This is a genomic window from Metasolibacillus meyeri (genome assembly GCF_003049505.1).
In the GTDB taxonomy this organism is placed as follows: domain Bacteria; phylum Bacillota; class Bacilli; order Bacillales_A; family Planococcaceae; genus Metasolibacillus; species Metasolibacillus meyeri.
The window spans coordinates 1-15,416 of the sequence record NZ_PYWN01000080.1 but is presented as its reverse complement, the minus strand read 5'-3'; the positions used below and the strand labels follow the sequence as shown (position 1 = coordinate 15,416).

At 36.1% G+C, this 15,416-nt stretch carries 16 protein-coding genes; all 16 read left to right on the top strand.

Annotation, left to right across the window (positions count from 1 at the left end; genetic code table 11):
- The first annotated feature begins 133 nt into the window (after positions 1 to 133).
- Positions 134 to 700 carry a DUF6470 family protein gene (locus tag C9J34_RS12430; protein ID WP_107840223.1) on the top strand — a complete coding sequence of 189 codons (567 nt, stop codon included), beginning with the start codon at positions 134 to 136 and terminating at the stop codon, positions 698 to 700.
- Between the two features lie 17 nt (positions 701 to 717).
- Positions 718 to 1,161 carry a flagellar assembly protein FliW gene (gene fliW / locus C9J34_RS12425; RefSeq protein ID WP_107840221.1) on the top strand — a complete coding sequence of 148 codons (444 nt, stop codon included), beginning with the start codon at positions 718 to 720 and terminating at the stop codon, positions 1,159 to 1,161.
- Complete coding sequence (gene csrA / locus C9J34_RS12420) at positions 1,161 to 1,382, top strand: carbon storage regulator CsrA (protein ID WP_107840219.1); 222 nt, start codon at positions 1,161 to 1,163, stop codon at positions 1,380 to 1,382. The genes fliW and csrA overlap by 1 nt, the downstream gene beginning before the upstream one ends.
- A gap of 138 nt (positions 1,383 to 1,520) precedes the next feature.
- Positions 1,521 to 2,438, top strand: coding sequence for a flagellin Hag (gene hag, locus C9J34_RS12415; RefSeq protein WP_107840217.1), 918 nt, complete (start codon positions 1,521 to 1,523; stop codon positions 2,436 to 2,438).
- A 93-nt stretch (positions 2,439 to 2,531) separates the two neighbouring features.
- The gene (locus C9J34_RS12410; protein WP_107840215.1) at positions 2,532 to 4,226 is read left to right on the top strand and encodes a motility associated factor glycosyltransferase family protein; all 1,695 of its coding nucleotides are present in this window, start codon (positions 2,532 to 2,534) and stop codon (positions 4,224 to 4,226) included.
- A complete protein-coding gene (locus C9J34_RS12405) occupies positions 4,219 to 4,566 on the top strand; it encodes a DUF8042 domain-containing protein (RefSeq protein ID WP_107840213.1) in 348 nt (115 codons plus the stop codon). Before C9J34_RS12410 ends, C9J34_RS12405 begins: the two co-directional genes overlap by 8 nt.
- Entirely contained in the window at positions 4,566 to 5,756 is a 1,191-nt protein-coding gene (locus C9J34_RS12400) for a motility associated factor glycosyltransferase family protein (RefSeq protein WP_107840211.1), read from the top strand. The genes C9J34_RS12405 and C9J34_RS12400 overlap by 1 nt, the downstream gene beginning before the upstream one ends.
- Positions 5,757 to 5,881: 125 nt before the next feature.
- Positions 5,882 to 6,853, top strand: a complete 972-nt coding sequence (gene pseB / locus C9J34_RS12395) for a UDP-N-acetylglucosamine 4,6-dehydratase (inverting) (RefSeq protein WP_107840209.1) — start codon at positions 5,882 to 5,884, stop codon at positions 6,851 to 6,853.
- A 482-nt stretch (positions 6,854 to 7,335) separates the two neighbouring features.
- A complete protein-coding gene (locus tag C9J34_RS12390) occupies positions 7,336 to 8,271 on the top strand; it encodes a UDP-glucuronic acid decarboxylase family protein (RefSeq protein WP_107840207.1) in 936 nt (311 codons plus the stop codon).
- Entirely contained in the window at positions 8,272 to 9,150 is an 879-nt protein-coding gene (galU, locus tag C9J34_RS12385) for a UTP--glucose-1-phosphate uridylyltransferase GalU (protein ID WP_107840205.1), read from the top strand.
- Complete coding sequence (locus C9J34_RS12380; protein WP_107840203.1) at positions 9,147 to 10,355, top strand: UDP-glucose dehydrogenase family protein; 1,209 nt, start codon at positions 9,147 to 9,149, stop codon at positions 10,353 to 10,355. The genes galU and C9J34_RS12380 overlap by 4 nt, the downstream gene beginning before the upstream one ends.
- A 9-nt stretch (positions 10,356 to 10,364) precedes the next feature.
- On the top strand, positions 10,365 to 11,363 hold the full coding sequence (locus tag C9J34_RS12375) for an NAD-dependent 4,6-dehydratase LegB (RefSeq protein WP_107840201.1): 999 nt from the start codon (positions 10,365 to 10,367) through the stop codon (positions 11,361 to 11,363).
- Positions 11,360 to 12,526 (top strand): LegC family aminotransferase, encoded by a 1,167-nt coding sequence (locus C9J34_RS12370; RefSeq protein WP_107840199.1) that lies wholly within the window; start codon positions 11,360 to 11,362, stop codon positions 12,524 to 12,526. The genes C9J34_RS12375 and C9J34_RS12370 overlap by 4 nt, the downstream gene beginning before the upstream one ends.
- A 142-nt stretch (positions 12,527 to 12,668) precedes the next feature.
- Complete coding sequence (gene neuC, locus C9J34_RS12365; RefSeq protein WP_107840197.1) at positions 12,669 to 13,796, top strand: UDP-N-acetylglucosamine 2-epimerase; 1,128 nt, start codon at positions 12,669 to 12,671, stop codon at positions 13,794 to 13,796.
- Positions 13,793 to 14,878, top strand: a complete 1,086-nt coding sequence (neuB, locus tag C9J34_RS12360) for an N-acetylneuraminate synthase (protein WP_107840196.1) — start codon at positions 13,793 to 13,795, stop codon at positions 14,876 to 14,878. Before neuC ends, neuB begins: the two co-directional genes overlap by 4 nt.
- Positions 14,879 to 14,895: 17 nt before the next feature.
- A partial coding sequence (locus C9J34_RS12355; protein WP_202973683.1) for a hypothetical protein occupies positions 14,896 to 15,416 on the top strand: 521 nt, incomplete at its 3' end.

The following is a 15,416-nucleotide window of genomic DNA, read 5'->3' as shown; positions in this document are numbered from 1 at the left end:
GGGCAAACCGCGTAAGCAAAAAGTTCTGCCCCGAAAGCGAAGCGACAGGGGCAAGCGTGAAAGTAAAAGAAATGGACTATATAAAGCGTTTGAACAATTTGTTCAGACGCTTTTCTTGAAAGGTGGGAACTAAATGCGATTACCACAAATTCAAATTCAAACAACAGATATTCAAATGAATTGGAAAATTCATGACCCTGTGCAGCGAATTCGTCAACCTCGAGCAGAGCAAACAATTTCGCAGCCACCTGCAACAGTGAGAATTCATACTACACCAAGCAATTTACAAATTGATTCATCGGATGCACGCAGAGATTTAGGCTATTTCCCAACAGGTGAAATGATAAAACGCTATGCGCAGGAGGGGCGTCAAGAAATGCTGAAAGGTCTTTCAAGACGTGTACGAGAGGGGCGTCAAATGATGCTGAGTGCAGGAAAGGGGCAAGGTGGCGCTGTTATTCAACAAATTGCTAAACAAAATACAGGTCCAAAGCGCCCAGGACCATATAATATTAAATTCGTACCTTCTATCGGTTCTGTAAAAATCAAATATACACCAGCTACAGTAGATGTAAATATTACACGTAACGAACCGAAAATCGACGTAAAGGTGAACAAACCAATCCACGACTATACACCTGGTAAAGTAACAGGTACAATGACACAAAGACCGCGTGTAGATATTGATGTAATTGGTTAAAAGGAGAGGGCAACGAAATGAATATTGAAACAAAATTTTTAGGTGAAGTAGAAATTAAAGAGCAAGATATTTTAACTTTTGAAATGGGTTTACCTGGATTCCCAAATGCACAAAAGTTTGTACTCCTTCCATTAGATGCAGATTTACCTTTAGTTGTTTTACAATCAATTGAACAGCAAGAGCTTGGCTTTGTACTTGCATACCCATTTGCCTTCAAAAATGATTATGCTTTTGACATGGAAGAAGCAGAAAAAATAGATTTACAAATTGAGCAAGAGGAAGATGTTATTGCATATGCAATTTTAACACTTAAAGAATCCTTCCAAGAATCAACGATGAATTTATTGGCACCGATTATTATTAATACAAAGAAAAAGTTAGGGAAACAAATTGTACTACAAGACAGCATAAGCTATCCTTTACGCTATCCAATTGGCACTCTGGAAGGAAGTGCTGACTAATGCTTGTGCTATCAAGAAAAACAGGGGAATCAATCGTAATTGGTGATCAAATTGAAGTGAAAGTGCTTGCTGTTGAGGGGGACCAAGTAAAACTTGGTATCGTTGCCCCAAAAACGATCAAGGTTCATCGTTCAGAAGTATTTCAGGCAATACAGGAGCAAAATAAAGAGGCTTTAGCTACGCCGACTGATATATTAAATAAATTGAAGAAAAATAAATAAAAAATTTAAAAAAACTATTAAACATTTAAAAAGTAATACGATATATAGTTTGTAAGGTGAGGTAGTACATACTACTGACTCCAAACTTTCCCACACGGATGTGGGTTATACAAAAACAATTCAAGGAGGAATTCTATCATGAGAATTCAACACAACATTTCTGCATTAAACGCACACCGTAACCTTGGTTTTAACAATGCTCAATCAGCTAAAAACCTTGAGAAATTATCTTCAGGTTACAAAGTAAACCGCGCTGGCGATGACGCTGCAGGTTTAGCAATCTCTGAAAAAATGCGTGGACAAATCCGTGGTCTTGATATGGCTACGAAAAACGCTCAAGATTCAATTTCTTTAATCCAAACTGCTGAGGGTGCATTAAACGAAACACATGCAATCCTACAACGTATGCGTGAACTAGCAGTACAATCTGCAAATGATACAAACGTATCAGCTGACCGTTCAGCATTACAATTAGAAATTAAATCTTTAGCTGATGAAATCACGCGTATTTCAACAGATACTGAGTTCAATACTCAAAAATTATTAGATGGTACATTTGGTGGTAAAGTAGGATCAGGTACAGGCTTCCAGATTGATAATGCTACAGCAGCAGGTGGTAAAGTATTCCACATTGGTGCAAACTCTGGTCAATCAATTAACTTAAGCATTGGTAACATGTCAGCAGCGGCACTTGGTGTTAGTGCGATTAGTAGTGCTACTGCGGTAATTACTACACCTGGTGCAGTTGGTACAGGTATCAATATTACTACGCAATCAGGCGCTGACAATGCAATTTCTGTAGTTGATTCAGCTTTAAAACGCGTATCTGAAACTCGTGCATCTCTTGGTGCTGTTCAAAACCGTTTAGAGCACACAATCAATAACTTAGGTGCTACATCTGAAAACTTAACTGCTGCTGAATCTCGTATCCGCGATACAGATATGGCGAAGGAAATGATGCAGTTCACTAAGAACAACATCTTAATGCAAGCTGCACAATCTATGTTAGCTCAAGCTAACCAACAGCCACAAGGCGTTCTTCAATTATTAGGTTAATTTATAGCCTATGTAAAACCTCTAGCAAATTTGCTAGAGGTTTTTTCTATAAATACAGCTAATTTTGTCGATATAGTATAAAGAGGTGAGAGAATGAATATTGAGTATTTGGAGACAAAAGTGGGCGTGCCTACTGTAAAAGTAGGAGATTATTTTATACATAGTAAATATAATCCGTTAGCAGATGCTGAGCAATTGGCGAAGAAAATATACACACCACATTATGCACATATATTATTTGGGTATGGATGTGGCTATGTGATTGATGCATTACAAAAGGTTCAGCATTTTAATGAACCCATTTTAGTGATTGACCCATTATTTAAAAAAGAGCAATTCAAAATTTCAACGAAACATCATCATCTACCTTTATATAATGAGGATTCTATTGGACGCTGGGACGTGATTTTAAAAGAGTTTGCCTCTGATTATCGTACTTCATTTAAAGTATTTTGTTTACCAAACTATGATAAAATGTTCCCCGATATTTACAAAGAACTACTGCTTGATATTAAAGGAGTACAGTACAAAAATAGTACGAATGATTATACATTGTTACGTTATGCAAAAGATTGGCAAAATAATTTAATGAATAACCTATTTTATTTAGAAAATGATTGTAGTGGCTATGATTTACAACAAAAATATACAGCGCCGGTTGTTGTTGCTGCGGGGGGCCCATCCCTAAATAAACAGTTACCATTATTACGAAAATATCGTCAGCAGCTTATTTTAATGGCAGCAGGTTCTACTGCATCAACATTATTAAATGAAGGTATTGAACCAGACTATGTTGTTTCAATTGATGGTGGTGAACCAAACTACAATCATTTTAAAAATATGAGATTTGAGCATGCTGAATTACTTTATACAGCGCAAAGTCATCCAGGTGTACGTACATCTTTCGAACGAAAAGCCTATATGTTTAATGCAGCGGGATTTAAAGGCACTAATGAATACTTAGCTAAACGTTTAAAACTAGACTTACCAACTGTTCCAGGGGGGGGCAGTGTTGCGCATAGTGCCTTTTCTCTGGCTCAACTTTTGACAAGTGGATCTATTGCTTTAATTGGGCAAGATTTAGCTTTTACAGATAATTTGACACATGCGAAGCATAATATAAACGCTAGAGAAGTAGATGCACAGTTTTTGCAAGAACAAGAGGCTTTCCAAACAGAAGGGTATAATGGAGAGCTTATTTGGACAACGCCAGGTTTTTATTCAATGAAGCTGGAATTCGAAGATTTGTTAGTAAAGGAGCCACCTGTTAATTTATTTTTTAATTGTACTGAAGGTGGTATTAAGCTTAATAATTATAAGCAAATCCCTTTTCAGCAATTTTGTGAGCAATTTGCCAAAGAGCAAGCTGTCAAAATTGTGACATCAATAGGATCAGGTATTTTTCAAGAGGCCGCAGAGCAGCTGGAGAGAGATATTCACTTATATGAAGAAATGATAAAATTCCTTGATGAAGGTATCCAAGCTTTAGAGCAAAATAAAAAAATAGATGAATTTGATAATAAGACGGTAAAAAAATTAGAAAAAATCGACAAACACTTACAAAGAAAGCTAAAGCAATTAGCCATTGAAACGATTGCATCACCTGTTACAATGAAAGTAATGCGCGATTATTTACCAAAAATAAATGAAACGAAACAAGAGCAATTTGAACGTGTAAGGGAGCAAACAGAAGTACTATACACAGAATTAAAGAAAATAGTCGAGTATTGCATAGAAGCGACAAAACAAATATTAAATGATAAAAAGGATGGTCAAAATAATGAATGAAGTGGTTTCAGACGTAGTAGAAAGCTACAATCAATATATTAAAAATATTGCACCAGGTAGTATGCAAATTGCAACACATTTACGCCAGGATGAAATACAAGAGGCGTTACAGCTTATTTTGCAATTTTCAGAAGGAATGGGCTGGCTTGTACAAGTGACTGATTTATTGAGTCAAAATGATGTGAAAACGACCCTTCAAATCGAACCAATTCATGAATTTTTAAATGAAATTAATAGTGGCCTAGAAATTCAAGACTATGTATTAGTAGCGGATATGTTTGAATATGAAATCGCGCCGTTTTTTGAACAAGTAACACAAATTGAAGGAATTGAGCAATAATGAAATGGACAACAGTGATGGCTAAAAATGGGGAGCATTCATTGCAACTTAATGATGTTTCCCTGTACAGCCGTTACCGCCCGCGTGAGGATGCGTGGCGCTGGATTGATGCTGAATTCGATGATGCTAGCACCAGTTATTTATTAATAGGCTTAGGTTTGGGCTATCATGCAGAGAGATTAGTGCAATTAGCAGATGGTAGGAAAGTCCTTGTCTATTGCTTTGAGCAGCAAGAGCAGGAACTGTGTCAGCAATACAATATAAATGCATGTAATTTTGAGGTTGTGACAGATTTAAAGGATAGACAATTAGATGAACATATACAAGTGTTGATTCCCAATCAAATATTGCAAGCAATCGGACAAAATCATCCACTATTTGCATATTTAGAAGTAATTAAAATAAATCAAGTAACATATAAAAAATCAGCTGAAATGATGCAACAAAATTTTAGAGCAAACATTCAAGGGTGGTCGAAGCGTACACACTACCCTACATACAAAAAAAAAATTGCTTGTCTTGTAGCTTCAGGGCCTTCTTTAAATACAACGGTTCAATGGTTGAAAAATATAGAGGAGCAGGTGGAGATTTTTGTAGTAGGCTCTGCCTTAAAAATGCTGTTAGCATATAATATTGTCCCCTCAGCAACAATTATTTCAGACGCAAAGAAAAATATTTTACAGCAATTTACTGGAGTAAATTATAACGGTGATTTATTTTATTTAAGCACTGCAAATACAGCTACAGTAAGTGCCCATCAAGGTGATAGATATTTAATGCTTCAGCAGGGTTATACACCAGCTGAGCAATTAGCACATGAGTATAATATGCCGATGTTAGAAACAGGAGGCTCTGTGTCGACTATCGCTTTAAGCTTACTTGATTATTTAGGCTTTGAAAAAATCATTTTATTCGGGCTAGATTTAGGCTTTGAGGGAGATAGAACACATGCAGGGCAATCAACATCAGGACGAACTGTGCAAAAAGATACAAACATCAGAATAGTCAAAGCAAATGATGGCAGTAAGATTCAATCAACTCCGAATTTGCAAAGCTATGCAAAATGGATAGAGGCAAAGGGACAACGAATGACTGCGCACCTATACACAACCTCTGCTAAAGGAACGTACATATCACAAATAGAGTGTCTTATTGAACAAGAATTATTGCGAATAGTACAAAAAGATTAAAAAACCTACATCTTAGTAGGTTTTTTATTTATTTTTAAGGAATTATGTCGATATATAGAGTAGTAATTTTGGTGTATAATTTAGGACAATATATAATCTTTTTGATAGATTGGAGATATACATAGATGGGTACGTTAAAAAATAAAACAGTGCTAGTGACGGGTGGAACAGGTTCATTTGGTAAAAAATTTACGAAAAAGGCGCTAGAGCTCGGTGTGAAAAAAATTATTATATTTAGTCGTGATGAGCTAAAGCAATATGAAATGAAGCAGGAATTTGATGACAATCGATTGCGCTTCTTTATTGGGGATGTTCGAGATCAAGAACGTTTGCATAGAGCATTCGATGGTGTAAATATTGTCATCCACGCAGCAGCAATGAAGCATGTTGATGCATGTGAATACAATCCATTCGAAGCAGTGAAGACGAATATCCACGGTGCACAAAATATTATCGAAGCAGCTATAGACTGTGGGGTTGAAAAGGTTATTGCATTATCAACAGATAAGGCATGTGCACCAGTCAATTTATACGGCGCGACTAAATTAGCATCTGATAAATTATTTGTTGCAGCAAATGCTTATGTAGGGGAAAAGAAAACGCACTTTGCAGTTGTCCGCTACGGGAATGTTGTTGGTAGTCGAGGAAGTGTTGTACCATTTTTTAAAAAAATCAAAGAAACTGGTGTGCTCCCTGTTACAGATGAGCGTATGACGCGCTTCTGGATTACATTAGAGCAAGGTGTACAATTTGTATTAGACAATTTAGAACGTATGCATGGTGGCGAAATATTTGTACCCAAAATTCCTAGTATGAAGGTGACAGACTTAGCAAAAGCGATTGCACCAGAATGTGAAATTGAGATTGTAGGTATTCGTCCAGGCGAAAAGCTTCATGAGGCAATGATTATGGAGGATGACGCAAGACACACTGTTGAATTTGATACATACTATGTGATTCAGCCAGAGTTTCCATTTTGGTCAGCGAAGTATGCAAAAGGCGGACAAGCGTTGAAAGATGGATTTTCTTATACAAGCGATGTCAATGAAGATTGGTTAACAGTTGATCAGCTACGTGAATTAGCGGAAGGGATATAAATGATTGCAGTAGTTGTAGGGCAGGCTATATTGGCTCACATACAGTGAAATACTGAGTAGAGAAAGATGAGTGAGTTGTTGTTTTGATAATTCGAGTACAGGATATCATGGACTTGCACAAAGCCAACTTGTTAAAGGTGACTTAGCTTTTTTGAAGACTTACACAATCTTTTTTTATATAATATCCCAGTATTCATACAGTGATTCACTTTGTAGCATTTGCGTATATATGTATATCTGACCTAGAGTCTGCTAAATATTATCGGAATAACTTCTAACCTTAGAAATTATTTAAATAGTTGAAAAATAACAGATAAGCCGATTCCATATCAATTAACAGTTCGATGTACTGGTGACTCAGGACAACTAATTGGCTGTGCAGATAAAGGAAAGGCGGTTATTCAGTGAGAGCCTCAATTCGATTTAGAACAAATTATTGACATAGCTTGTGCTTGGCATCAAAAGAAATTTGGAGGCACGATATGAAAAAACACATTTTAATAACAGGTGGAGCAGGCTTTCTTGGCTCACATTTGATTGATCGATTATTAGCACAAGGTCATGAAATTGTTTGTATAGATAATTTACAAACAGGCACAATGGAAAATATTAAGCATATTATAGACGAAATTACATTCATTCAGCATGATATTACAGAATCGTTGCCAGTAGTAGGACATTTTGATGAAATTTATAATTTAGCATGCCCTGCTAGTCCCATTCATTATCAGGCAAATCCTGTGCACACATTCAAAACAAGTGTATTAGGCGCACTACATTTATTGGAACTAGCTCGTCAAACAGGGGCAAAGATTTTTCAAGCCTCTACATCAGAGGTATATGGTGACCCATTAGTACATCCACAGCCTGAGGGGTATTGGGGGCATGTCAATCCAATAGGTATTCGTAGCTGCTATGATGAAGGCAAGCGTGGTGCGGAAACTTTATTTTTTGATTATGCAAGAATGTACGATATTGAGATTAAAATTGTTCGTATTTTTAATACATATGGTCCGCGTATGGATGCAAAGGATGGGCGAGTAGTAAGCAATTTTATTGTACAATCACTACAAAATAAGCCTTTAACAGTGTACGGAGATGGACAGCAAACACGCTCGTTTTGTTATGTGGATGATTTAATTGACGGTTTTTTAAGATTAATGGCAACACCTAAGCATATTACAGGACCTGTAAATTTAGGGAATCCAAATGCATTTACGATGTTGGAGCTAGCAGAAAAAGTGATGAAATGGACTGGAAATCCAACGTCGTTACAATATCAATCATTACCTCAGGATGATCCAAAGCAACGTCAACCAATTATTGAGGAAGCAAAACAATTATTGAATTGGGAGCCTAAGATTATGCTGGATGAAGGACTTCAAGAAACAATTGCTTATTTTAAGGGGCGAGTATAGATGAAAAAAGTGCGCAAGGCCGTAATACCTGCTGCGGGCTTAGGAACTCGATTCTTGCCTGCGACAAAGGCACAACCTAAAGAAATGCTACCAATTGTCGACAAACCAACGATTCAATATATTGTTGAAGAAGCGGTAGCAGCAGGTATTGAGGATATCATTATTATTAGTGGTCGTAATAAACGTTCAATCGAAGATCATTTTGATAAAACATATGAGCTTGAGGAAGTGTTGACGAAAAAGGAGAAGTGGGAGGATCTCGCTGAGATTCAAGCGATATCTAACTTGGCTAATATTCATTATATTCGTCAAAAGGAAGCAAAGGGCTTAGGAGATGCCATTTATTGTGCACATCGCTTCATAGGTGATGAACCCTTTGCGGTATTGTTAGGTGATATTATTTTGCAGGCTGAACAACCAGCATTAGCTCAATTGATTGATACATACGAAAAGGAACAAACATCTGTTATAGGCGTACAGGCTGTTGATATAAATGTTGTACATCAATATGGTGTCATTGATCCAAAGAGCGATATTATAGTAGGAGAAGCAATTGAAGTAAAGGGCTTTATTGAAAAGCCGAAAGCTGAGGAAGCGCCTTCCAACTTAGCGATTATGGGGCGCTATATTTTAACTCCGAATATTTTCAAAACGTTACAAGTAACAGAACTTGGAGCTGGTGGCGAAATTCAACTAACAGATGCGATTGAGCTATTAAATCATTTAGAGCGCATTGTCGCACATGATATACAAGGAAAGCTGTATGATTGTGGGAGCAAAGTAGGCTTTGTACAAGCAACGATTGATTTTGCATTAGAGCGTGAGGATTTGAGAGAAGAAATACTTGCTTATATTAAAGAAGTGGTGGAAAAAGTATGAAGAATGTAGCAGTTATTGGTACAGGCTATGTAGGTTTAGTAACAGGTGTAGTGCTTTCTGAAATTGGTCATACAGTTACTTGTATTGACAACGATGAGCAAAAGGTCAATACATTGAAGACAGGTCAATCACCAATATATGAGCCTGGTTTAGATGAATTAATGGCAAAGAACATAGATGTGAATCGTCTATATTTTACAACGAATCATCGAGAGGCTTTTGAGAAGGCTAACATTGTATTTATTGCAGTCGGTACACCTCAAAGTGATAACGGAGCAGCAGACTTAACATATATTCAACAAGCGGCAAAGGACATTGCACAAAATATTGTGAATGACACAATTGTTATTATGAAAAGTACTGTTCCAGTCGGCACAAATGATTTAATAGAAACAGTTATTAAAGAAAATTTAGTATCGAATGTAAAAGTAGATGTTGTATCAAATCCAGAGTTTTTACGCGAAGGTCATGCGATTTATGATATATTTCATGGAGATCGAATTGTGATTGGCGCTGAAGTGGCTGAGGCCGGAGATATAGTAGAACAATTATTTAGCGCATTAAAATTACCAATTGTACGCACAAATCGCCGTAGTGCAGAAATGATCAAATATGCTTCTAATGCTTTTTTAGCTACAAAAATCAGTTATATTAATGAAATTGCAAATCTTTGTGAGAAGATGGAAGTTAATGTGCTTGATGTAGCTGATGGTATGGGATTAGATCATCGCATTGGGCGAGCATTTTTAAATCCAGGGCTAGGATATGGAGGTTCTTGTTTTCCTAAGGATACAGAGGCTATTGCTTATTTAGGAAGAAAGCATGGTTTTCCGTTAACAATTGTAGAAAGTGCAATTAAAGCGAACTTCCATCAGCGAGAACTATTTTTACATAAAGTGTTAGATTATTTTAATGGGGATGTAGAAGGGAAAATTATTGGTATGTTAGGCTTAGCATTTAAGCCGAATACAGATGATTTACGTGAAGCCCCATCTCTTTATTTGATTGAGGAGTTGGAGAAGCATGGGGCAGTGGTAAAGGCTTATGATCCTGTTGTGAAGCACTTGGCACAATGTATGGATTCCGTTGAAGGAGTCTTGGATAGGGCGGATGCGGTATTGCTTGTGACAGAGTGGGATGAATTTAAAGAAATGAAAATAGAGAATAGTAGAGTTTTTGACGGTAGATATATTTTAAAAAAGTAGGATGATATTATGAGTAAAATATTAGTAACTGGAGCAGATGGATTTATAGGCTCGCATTTAACAGAACAATTGGTGCGTCAGGGCTATGATGTACGGGCGTTTGTTTATTATAATTCATTTAATTCATGGGGCTGGCTTGACCAATCATCACAAGAAATTAAATCACAACTAGACGTCTTTTCTGGTGATATTCGCGATCCATATGGTGTAAAAGAAGCAATGAAGGATTGTACACATGTGTTGAATTTAGCAGCATTGATTGCAATACCATATTCTTACCATTCACCAGCTACTTATGTTGATACAAATGTGACAGGAACATTAAATGTTGTACAAGCGGCAAAAGAGTTAGGTGTGGAAAAAGTAGTGCATACATCGACGAGTGAAGTGTATGGTACGGCATTATATGTGCCTATTGATGAAAATCATCCGCTACAAGGGCAATCACCGTATTCAGCATCCAAAATTGGTGCAGACCAAATGGCATTATCATTTTATCGTTCATTTGATACACCTGTGTCTATTATTCGTCCATTTAACACATACGGTCCACGTCAATCAGCGCGCGCAGTTATTCCAACGATTATTAGTCAGTTAGCTAGCGGAAAAACGACAATTAAGCTAGGGGCAATTAGCCCAACACGTGATTTTAATTATGTGAAGGATACAATACGAGGCTTTATTTCTGTGATGAATTCCGAGAAATCAGTGGGTGAAGTCATTAACATAGGTTCGAACTATGAAGTATCCATCGGCGAAACCGCTGAAATGATTGCGGATATTATGGGCGTTAATTTAATGGTTGAAACAGATGAACAACGTCTTCGTCCAGAAAAAAGCGAAGTAGAACGTCTTTGGGCAGAGAATAAAAAGGCAAAAGAGCTTTTAGGGTGGGAACCACAGTATGGTGGGAAAGAAGGCTTTAGAAAAGGCTTGGAGGAAACAATTGAATGGTTGACAACTCTAAAAAATTTATCTCAATATAAGGCAGATGTTTATAATATATGAATAAACAATGGATGGAATTTGCTGAAAGTATTAAAAATTTGTATGGAAAAGATTTCATAGCACTACATGAACCAACATTCAATGAAAAAGAAATTGACTATGTGACAGATTGTGTGCAAACCGGCTGGGTATCATCTGTTGGTTCTTATGTGACAAGGTTCGAAGAGGATTTAGCCAAGTTTGTGGGAGTGAAGCGTGCTGTTGCAGTAGTGAATGGCACTGCTGCTCTGCATATTGCGTTAAAGATTGTTGGAGTAAGGGCAGATGATGAAGTATTAATGCCATCATTAACATTTATCGCAACGGCAAATGCTGTATCCTACTTACAGGCTATTCCGCATTTTGTGGATGTAAATGAAGAAACGCTAGGTGTCGATCCATTTAAGTTAGAGCAGTATTTGGGTGAAATTGCAGAATTGAGACAAGGTGAATTATATAATAAGCAAACAAATCGTCGCATCAAGGCTTTATTACCAATGCACACATTTGGTCATCCTTGTATGTTAGACGAGCTTGTTGCTTTATGTGATAAATACAAGCTTGAGCTTGTAGAAGATGCAGCAGAGTCATTAGGCAGCTACTATAATGGAAAACATACAGGAACATTCGGTAAAGTGAGCGCAATGAGTTTTAATGGTAATAAAGTGATTACTACTGGTGGTGGCGGTGTGATTTTAACGAATGATGAAGAACTTGCTAATTATGCTAAGCATTTAACAACTACAGCTAAAGTTCCACATTGTTGGGAGTTTGTCCATGATGAAATCGGCTATAATTATCGCATGCCAAATATTAATGCTGCTCTAGGCTGCGCTCAACTGGAAAAGATTTCACAGTTTATTGAGCAAAAACGAGACTTAACAAGATTTTATGAAAATTTAGTAGTGAATATTGCAGGAATAAGGTTATTTAAAGAGCCTATCCATACAAAAAGTAATTATTGGCTTCAAGTGATTTTGTTAGATGAACAAAATAATCGTAATGAAGTTTTAAACTTTTTAAATGAGCAGGGGGTGATGAGTCGCCCGATTTGGACACCGCTGCATGAGCTTGAAATGTATAAGGAATGTCCAAAGATGAATTTAGCAATAACAGAGCAGTTAAAGCAGACTGTGATTAATATTCCAAGTACGCCCGTCAAAGTAAGTAAAGAGAAGATATAGGTTATATCTTAGTATATGGGATGCGTTATGAATTAAAGAAGAATGACTGATGAATTGAATAGCTATTTGGAAGAGGTTAAAAAGGATAAATCTGTGTGTTTAGATTTACATGAACTGCACACTTATGAATGAGGTATATAAAATGAAACAAAAAATTTGCGTAGTAACAGGAACTAGAGCAGAATACGGTTTACTGTACCCTTTAATAAAAAAAATCCAACAAGATGTAGTTTTCCAATTACAATTGCTAGTGACAGGCATGCATTTATCACCAGAGTTTGGTGATACGTACAAACAAATTGAAACAGATGGATTTATAATAAATGAAAAAGTGGAAATATTGGTATCAGCCGATACTGCTACAGGTGTAGTAAAGTCGATGGGGTTAGCTAGTATTGGTTTTGCAGATGCACTAGCCCGTTTACAGCCTGATTTAATTATTATTTTAGGGGATCGCTTTGAAATGCTAGCTGTTGCCCAATCCTCCTTAATAATGCAAATTCCTATTGCACATCTTCATGGTGGAGAGTGTACGTTTGGAGCGTATGATGATGCACTCCGCCATTCGATTACGAAAATGGCTACTTGGCATTTTACAAGTACAGAGTCACATCGCAAGCGTGTGATTCAATTAGGAGAAGCACCTGAAAACGTATTCAATGTTGGTGCGATTGGTATAGAGAATATTATGAATTTGCAGTTACTAAAGAAAGATGAATTGTTTGAACAACTGCAATTGGATAAGCAACTTCCGATGTTTTTGATTACCTACCATCCTGAAACAAATGGACAAACAGATGGTATTTTTAAGCTACTCAAAGCTTTAGAAAAATATCCGAACGTGAATTTACTCTTTACAAAATCCAATGCTGACAATGGTGGACGTAGAATTAATGAGGTTATCTATGAATTTACATTAATCCATCCTAACGCTAAATTATATGATTCATTGGGACAGTTAAGATACTTGAGCGCAGTAAAGCATGCTGAAGTCGTCATTGGTAATTCCTCAAGTGGGCTAATTGAGGTTCCTTATTTAACAACGCCTACAGTAAATTGTGGTATGAGGCAAGAAGGTCGTGAGCAGCCCAATTCGGTGTTTAATACACAGCTTGTTACAGAGGAAATTTATTCTACGATTGAACAGGCTCGAAAGTTTAATGGTGAATATAACCAAATTTTTGGTGATGGTCATGTATCAGAACAAATTATCTCTATTTTAAAGGCACTACCGTCATTTTCAATAAAAAAGGGGTTTTACGATTTATGAATAAAACTTATATCATTGCAGAAGCAGGCGTGAATCATAATGGCTCATTGGAAGTGGCGAAAGAGCTTGTCAAAATGGCAAAGGAGGCAGGAGCGGATGCCGTCAAATTTCAAACATTTATTAGTGAAAAAGAAATAAGCCAATATGCAGACAAAGCTGAATACCAGAAGGCAACTACAAATCAGAGTGAATCACAGTTAGAGATGGTGAAAAAACTTGAATTAGATTTTAGGGAATTTACAGAATTGAAGGAATTTTGTGAAATAGAAGAGATTGAGTTCCTTTCAACACCATTTGATTTTGATAGTGCAAATTTTTTAATTAATACATTAAAATTAAAAACTATCAAAATTCCATCAGGGGAAATTACCAATGCTCCATTTTTATTAGCAATTGCAAAAGAAAAAGTGAATATGATACTCTCAACAGGAATGTCCACTTTAGCTGAGATAGAAAGAGCATTGGGAGTAATTGCTTTTGGATTAATTAATGATTATACAGTAGTACCTTCTTTAGAGACTTTTGAAAAAGCGTATATATCCAATCTAGGTCAGAAATTATTGTCTGAAAAGGTAAAATTATTACATTGTACTACAGAATATCCAGCTCCGTTAGATGAAGTAAATTTATTAGCAATTCAAACAATGAAAAGTACATTCGGACTTCCAGTTGGCTATTCTGATCATACAGAAGGAATTGAAGCTACTATTGCGGCAGTTTCGTTAGGTGCAACTATTATTGAAAAGCATATAACATACGATAAAAATGCTGAAGGACCCGATCATAGAGCTTCTTTAGAGCCTTTAGAATTGATAAATATGGTAAAAAGTATTAGAAATGTTGAGAAAGCATTAGGGAGCGGAATTAAACTTCCTACAGAATCAGAACTGAAAAACAGAAAAGTAGCTAGAAAAAGTATAGTAGCTGATAAAGAAATAAAAAAAGGTGAATTGTTAACTGAAGAGAATATTACATTTAAAAGACCAGGAGATGGTATATCACCTTTTGAGTTTTGGAATATCAAAAATTCAAAAGCTGCGAAAAATTATTCAATTGATGAAAGGATTGAAGTAGGATTTTAGTAACGTATGATGAAGCATTGAACATTTATACAAATTTACCTAAGAAATATAAATCATTTTATTATCATCCGGACTATGTTTTAGCTTCTGTCAACAGAGGGGCTGCTGTTTTTTTTGCTGAAAAAGAAGGTGATAAGATATTTTATCATCCATGCATTTTAAATGCAGTATTGGATACAGAATATAGAGATATAGAGTCGGTATATGGCTATGGTGGTCCTATTATACTAGGGGATGAATTTTTCAAGAAGAAAGTCATAGCTAATTATTTAGAATGGTGCAAGACTAATAAAATTCTAGTAGAATTTATCAGATTTCATCCGATGTTAGAAAATGATCAATTTTACTATGGAGAAAAATATTATAATAGAAAAACTATCTATATTGATTTGAAGCAAGAGAGTATTTCTAAAGGCTATAATACAAGAACAAAAAGAAATATAAAAAAGGCAATAAAAAATAAAATTAAAATCGTGAATTCGAAAAATTTACAATATATCGAATCTTTTAAACAAATATATGTGAATTTGATGAAGGC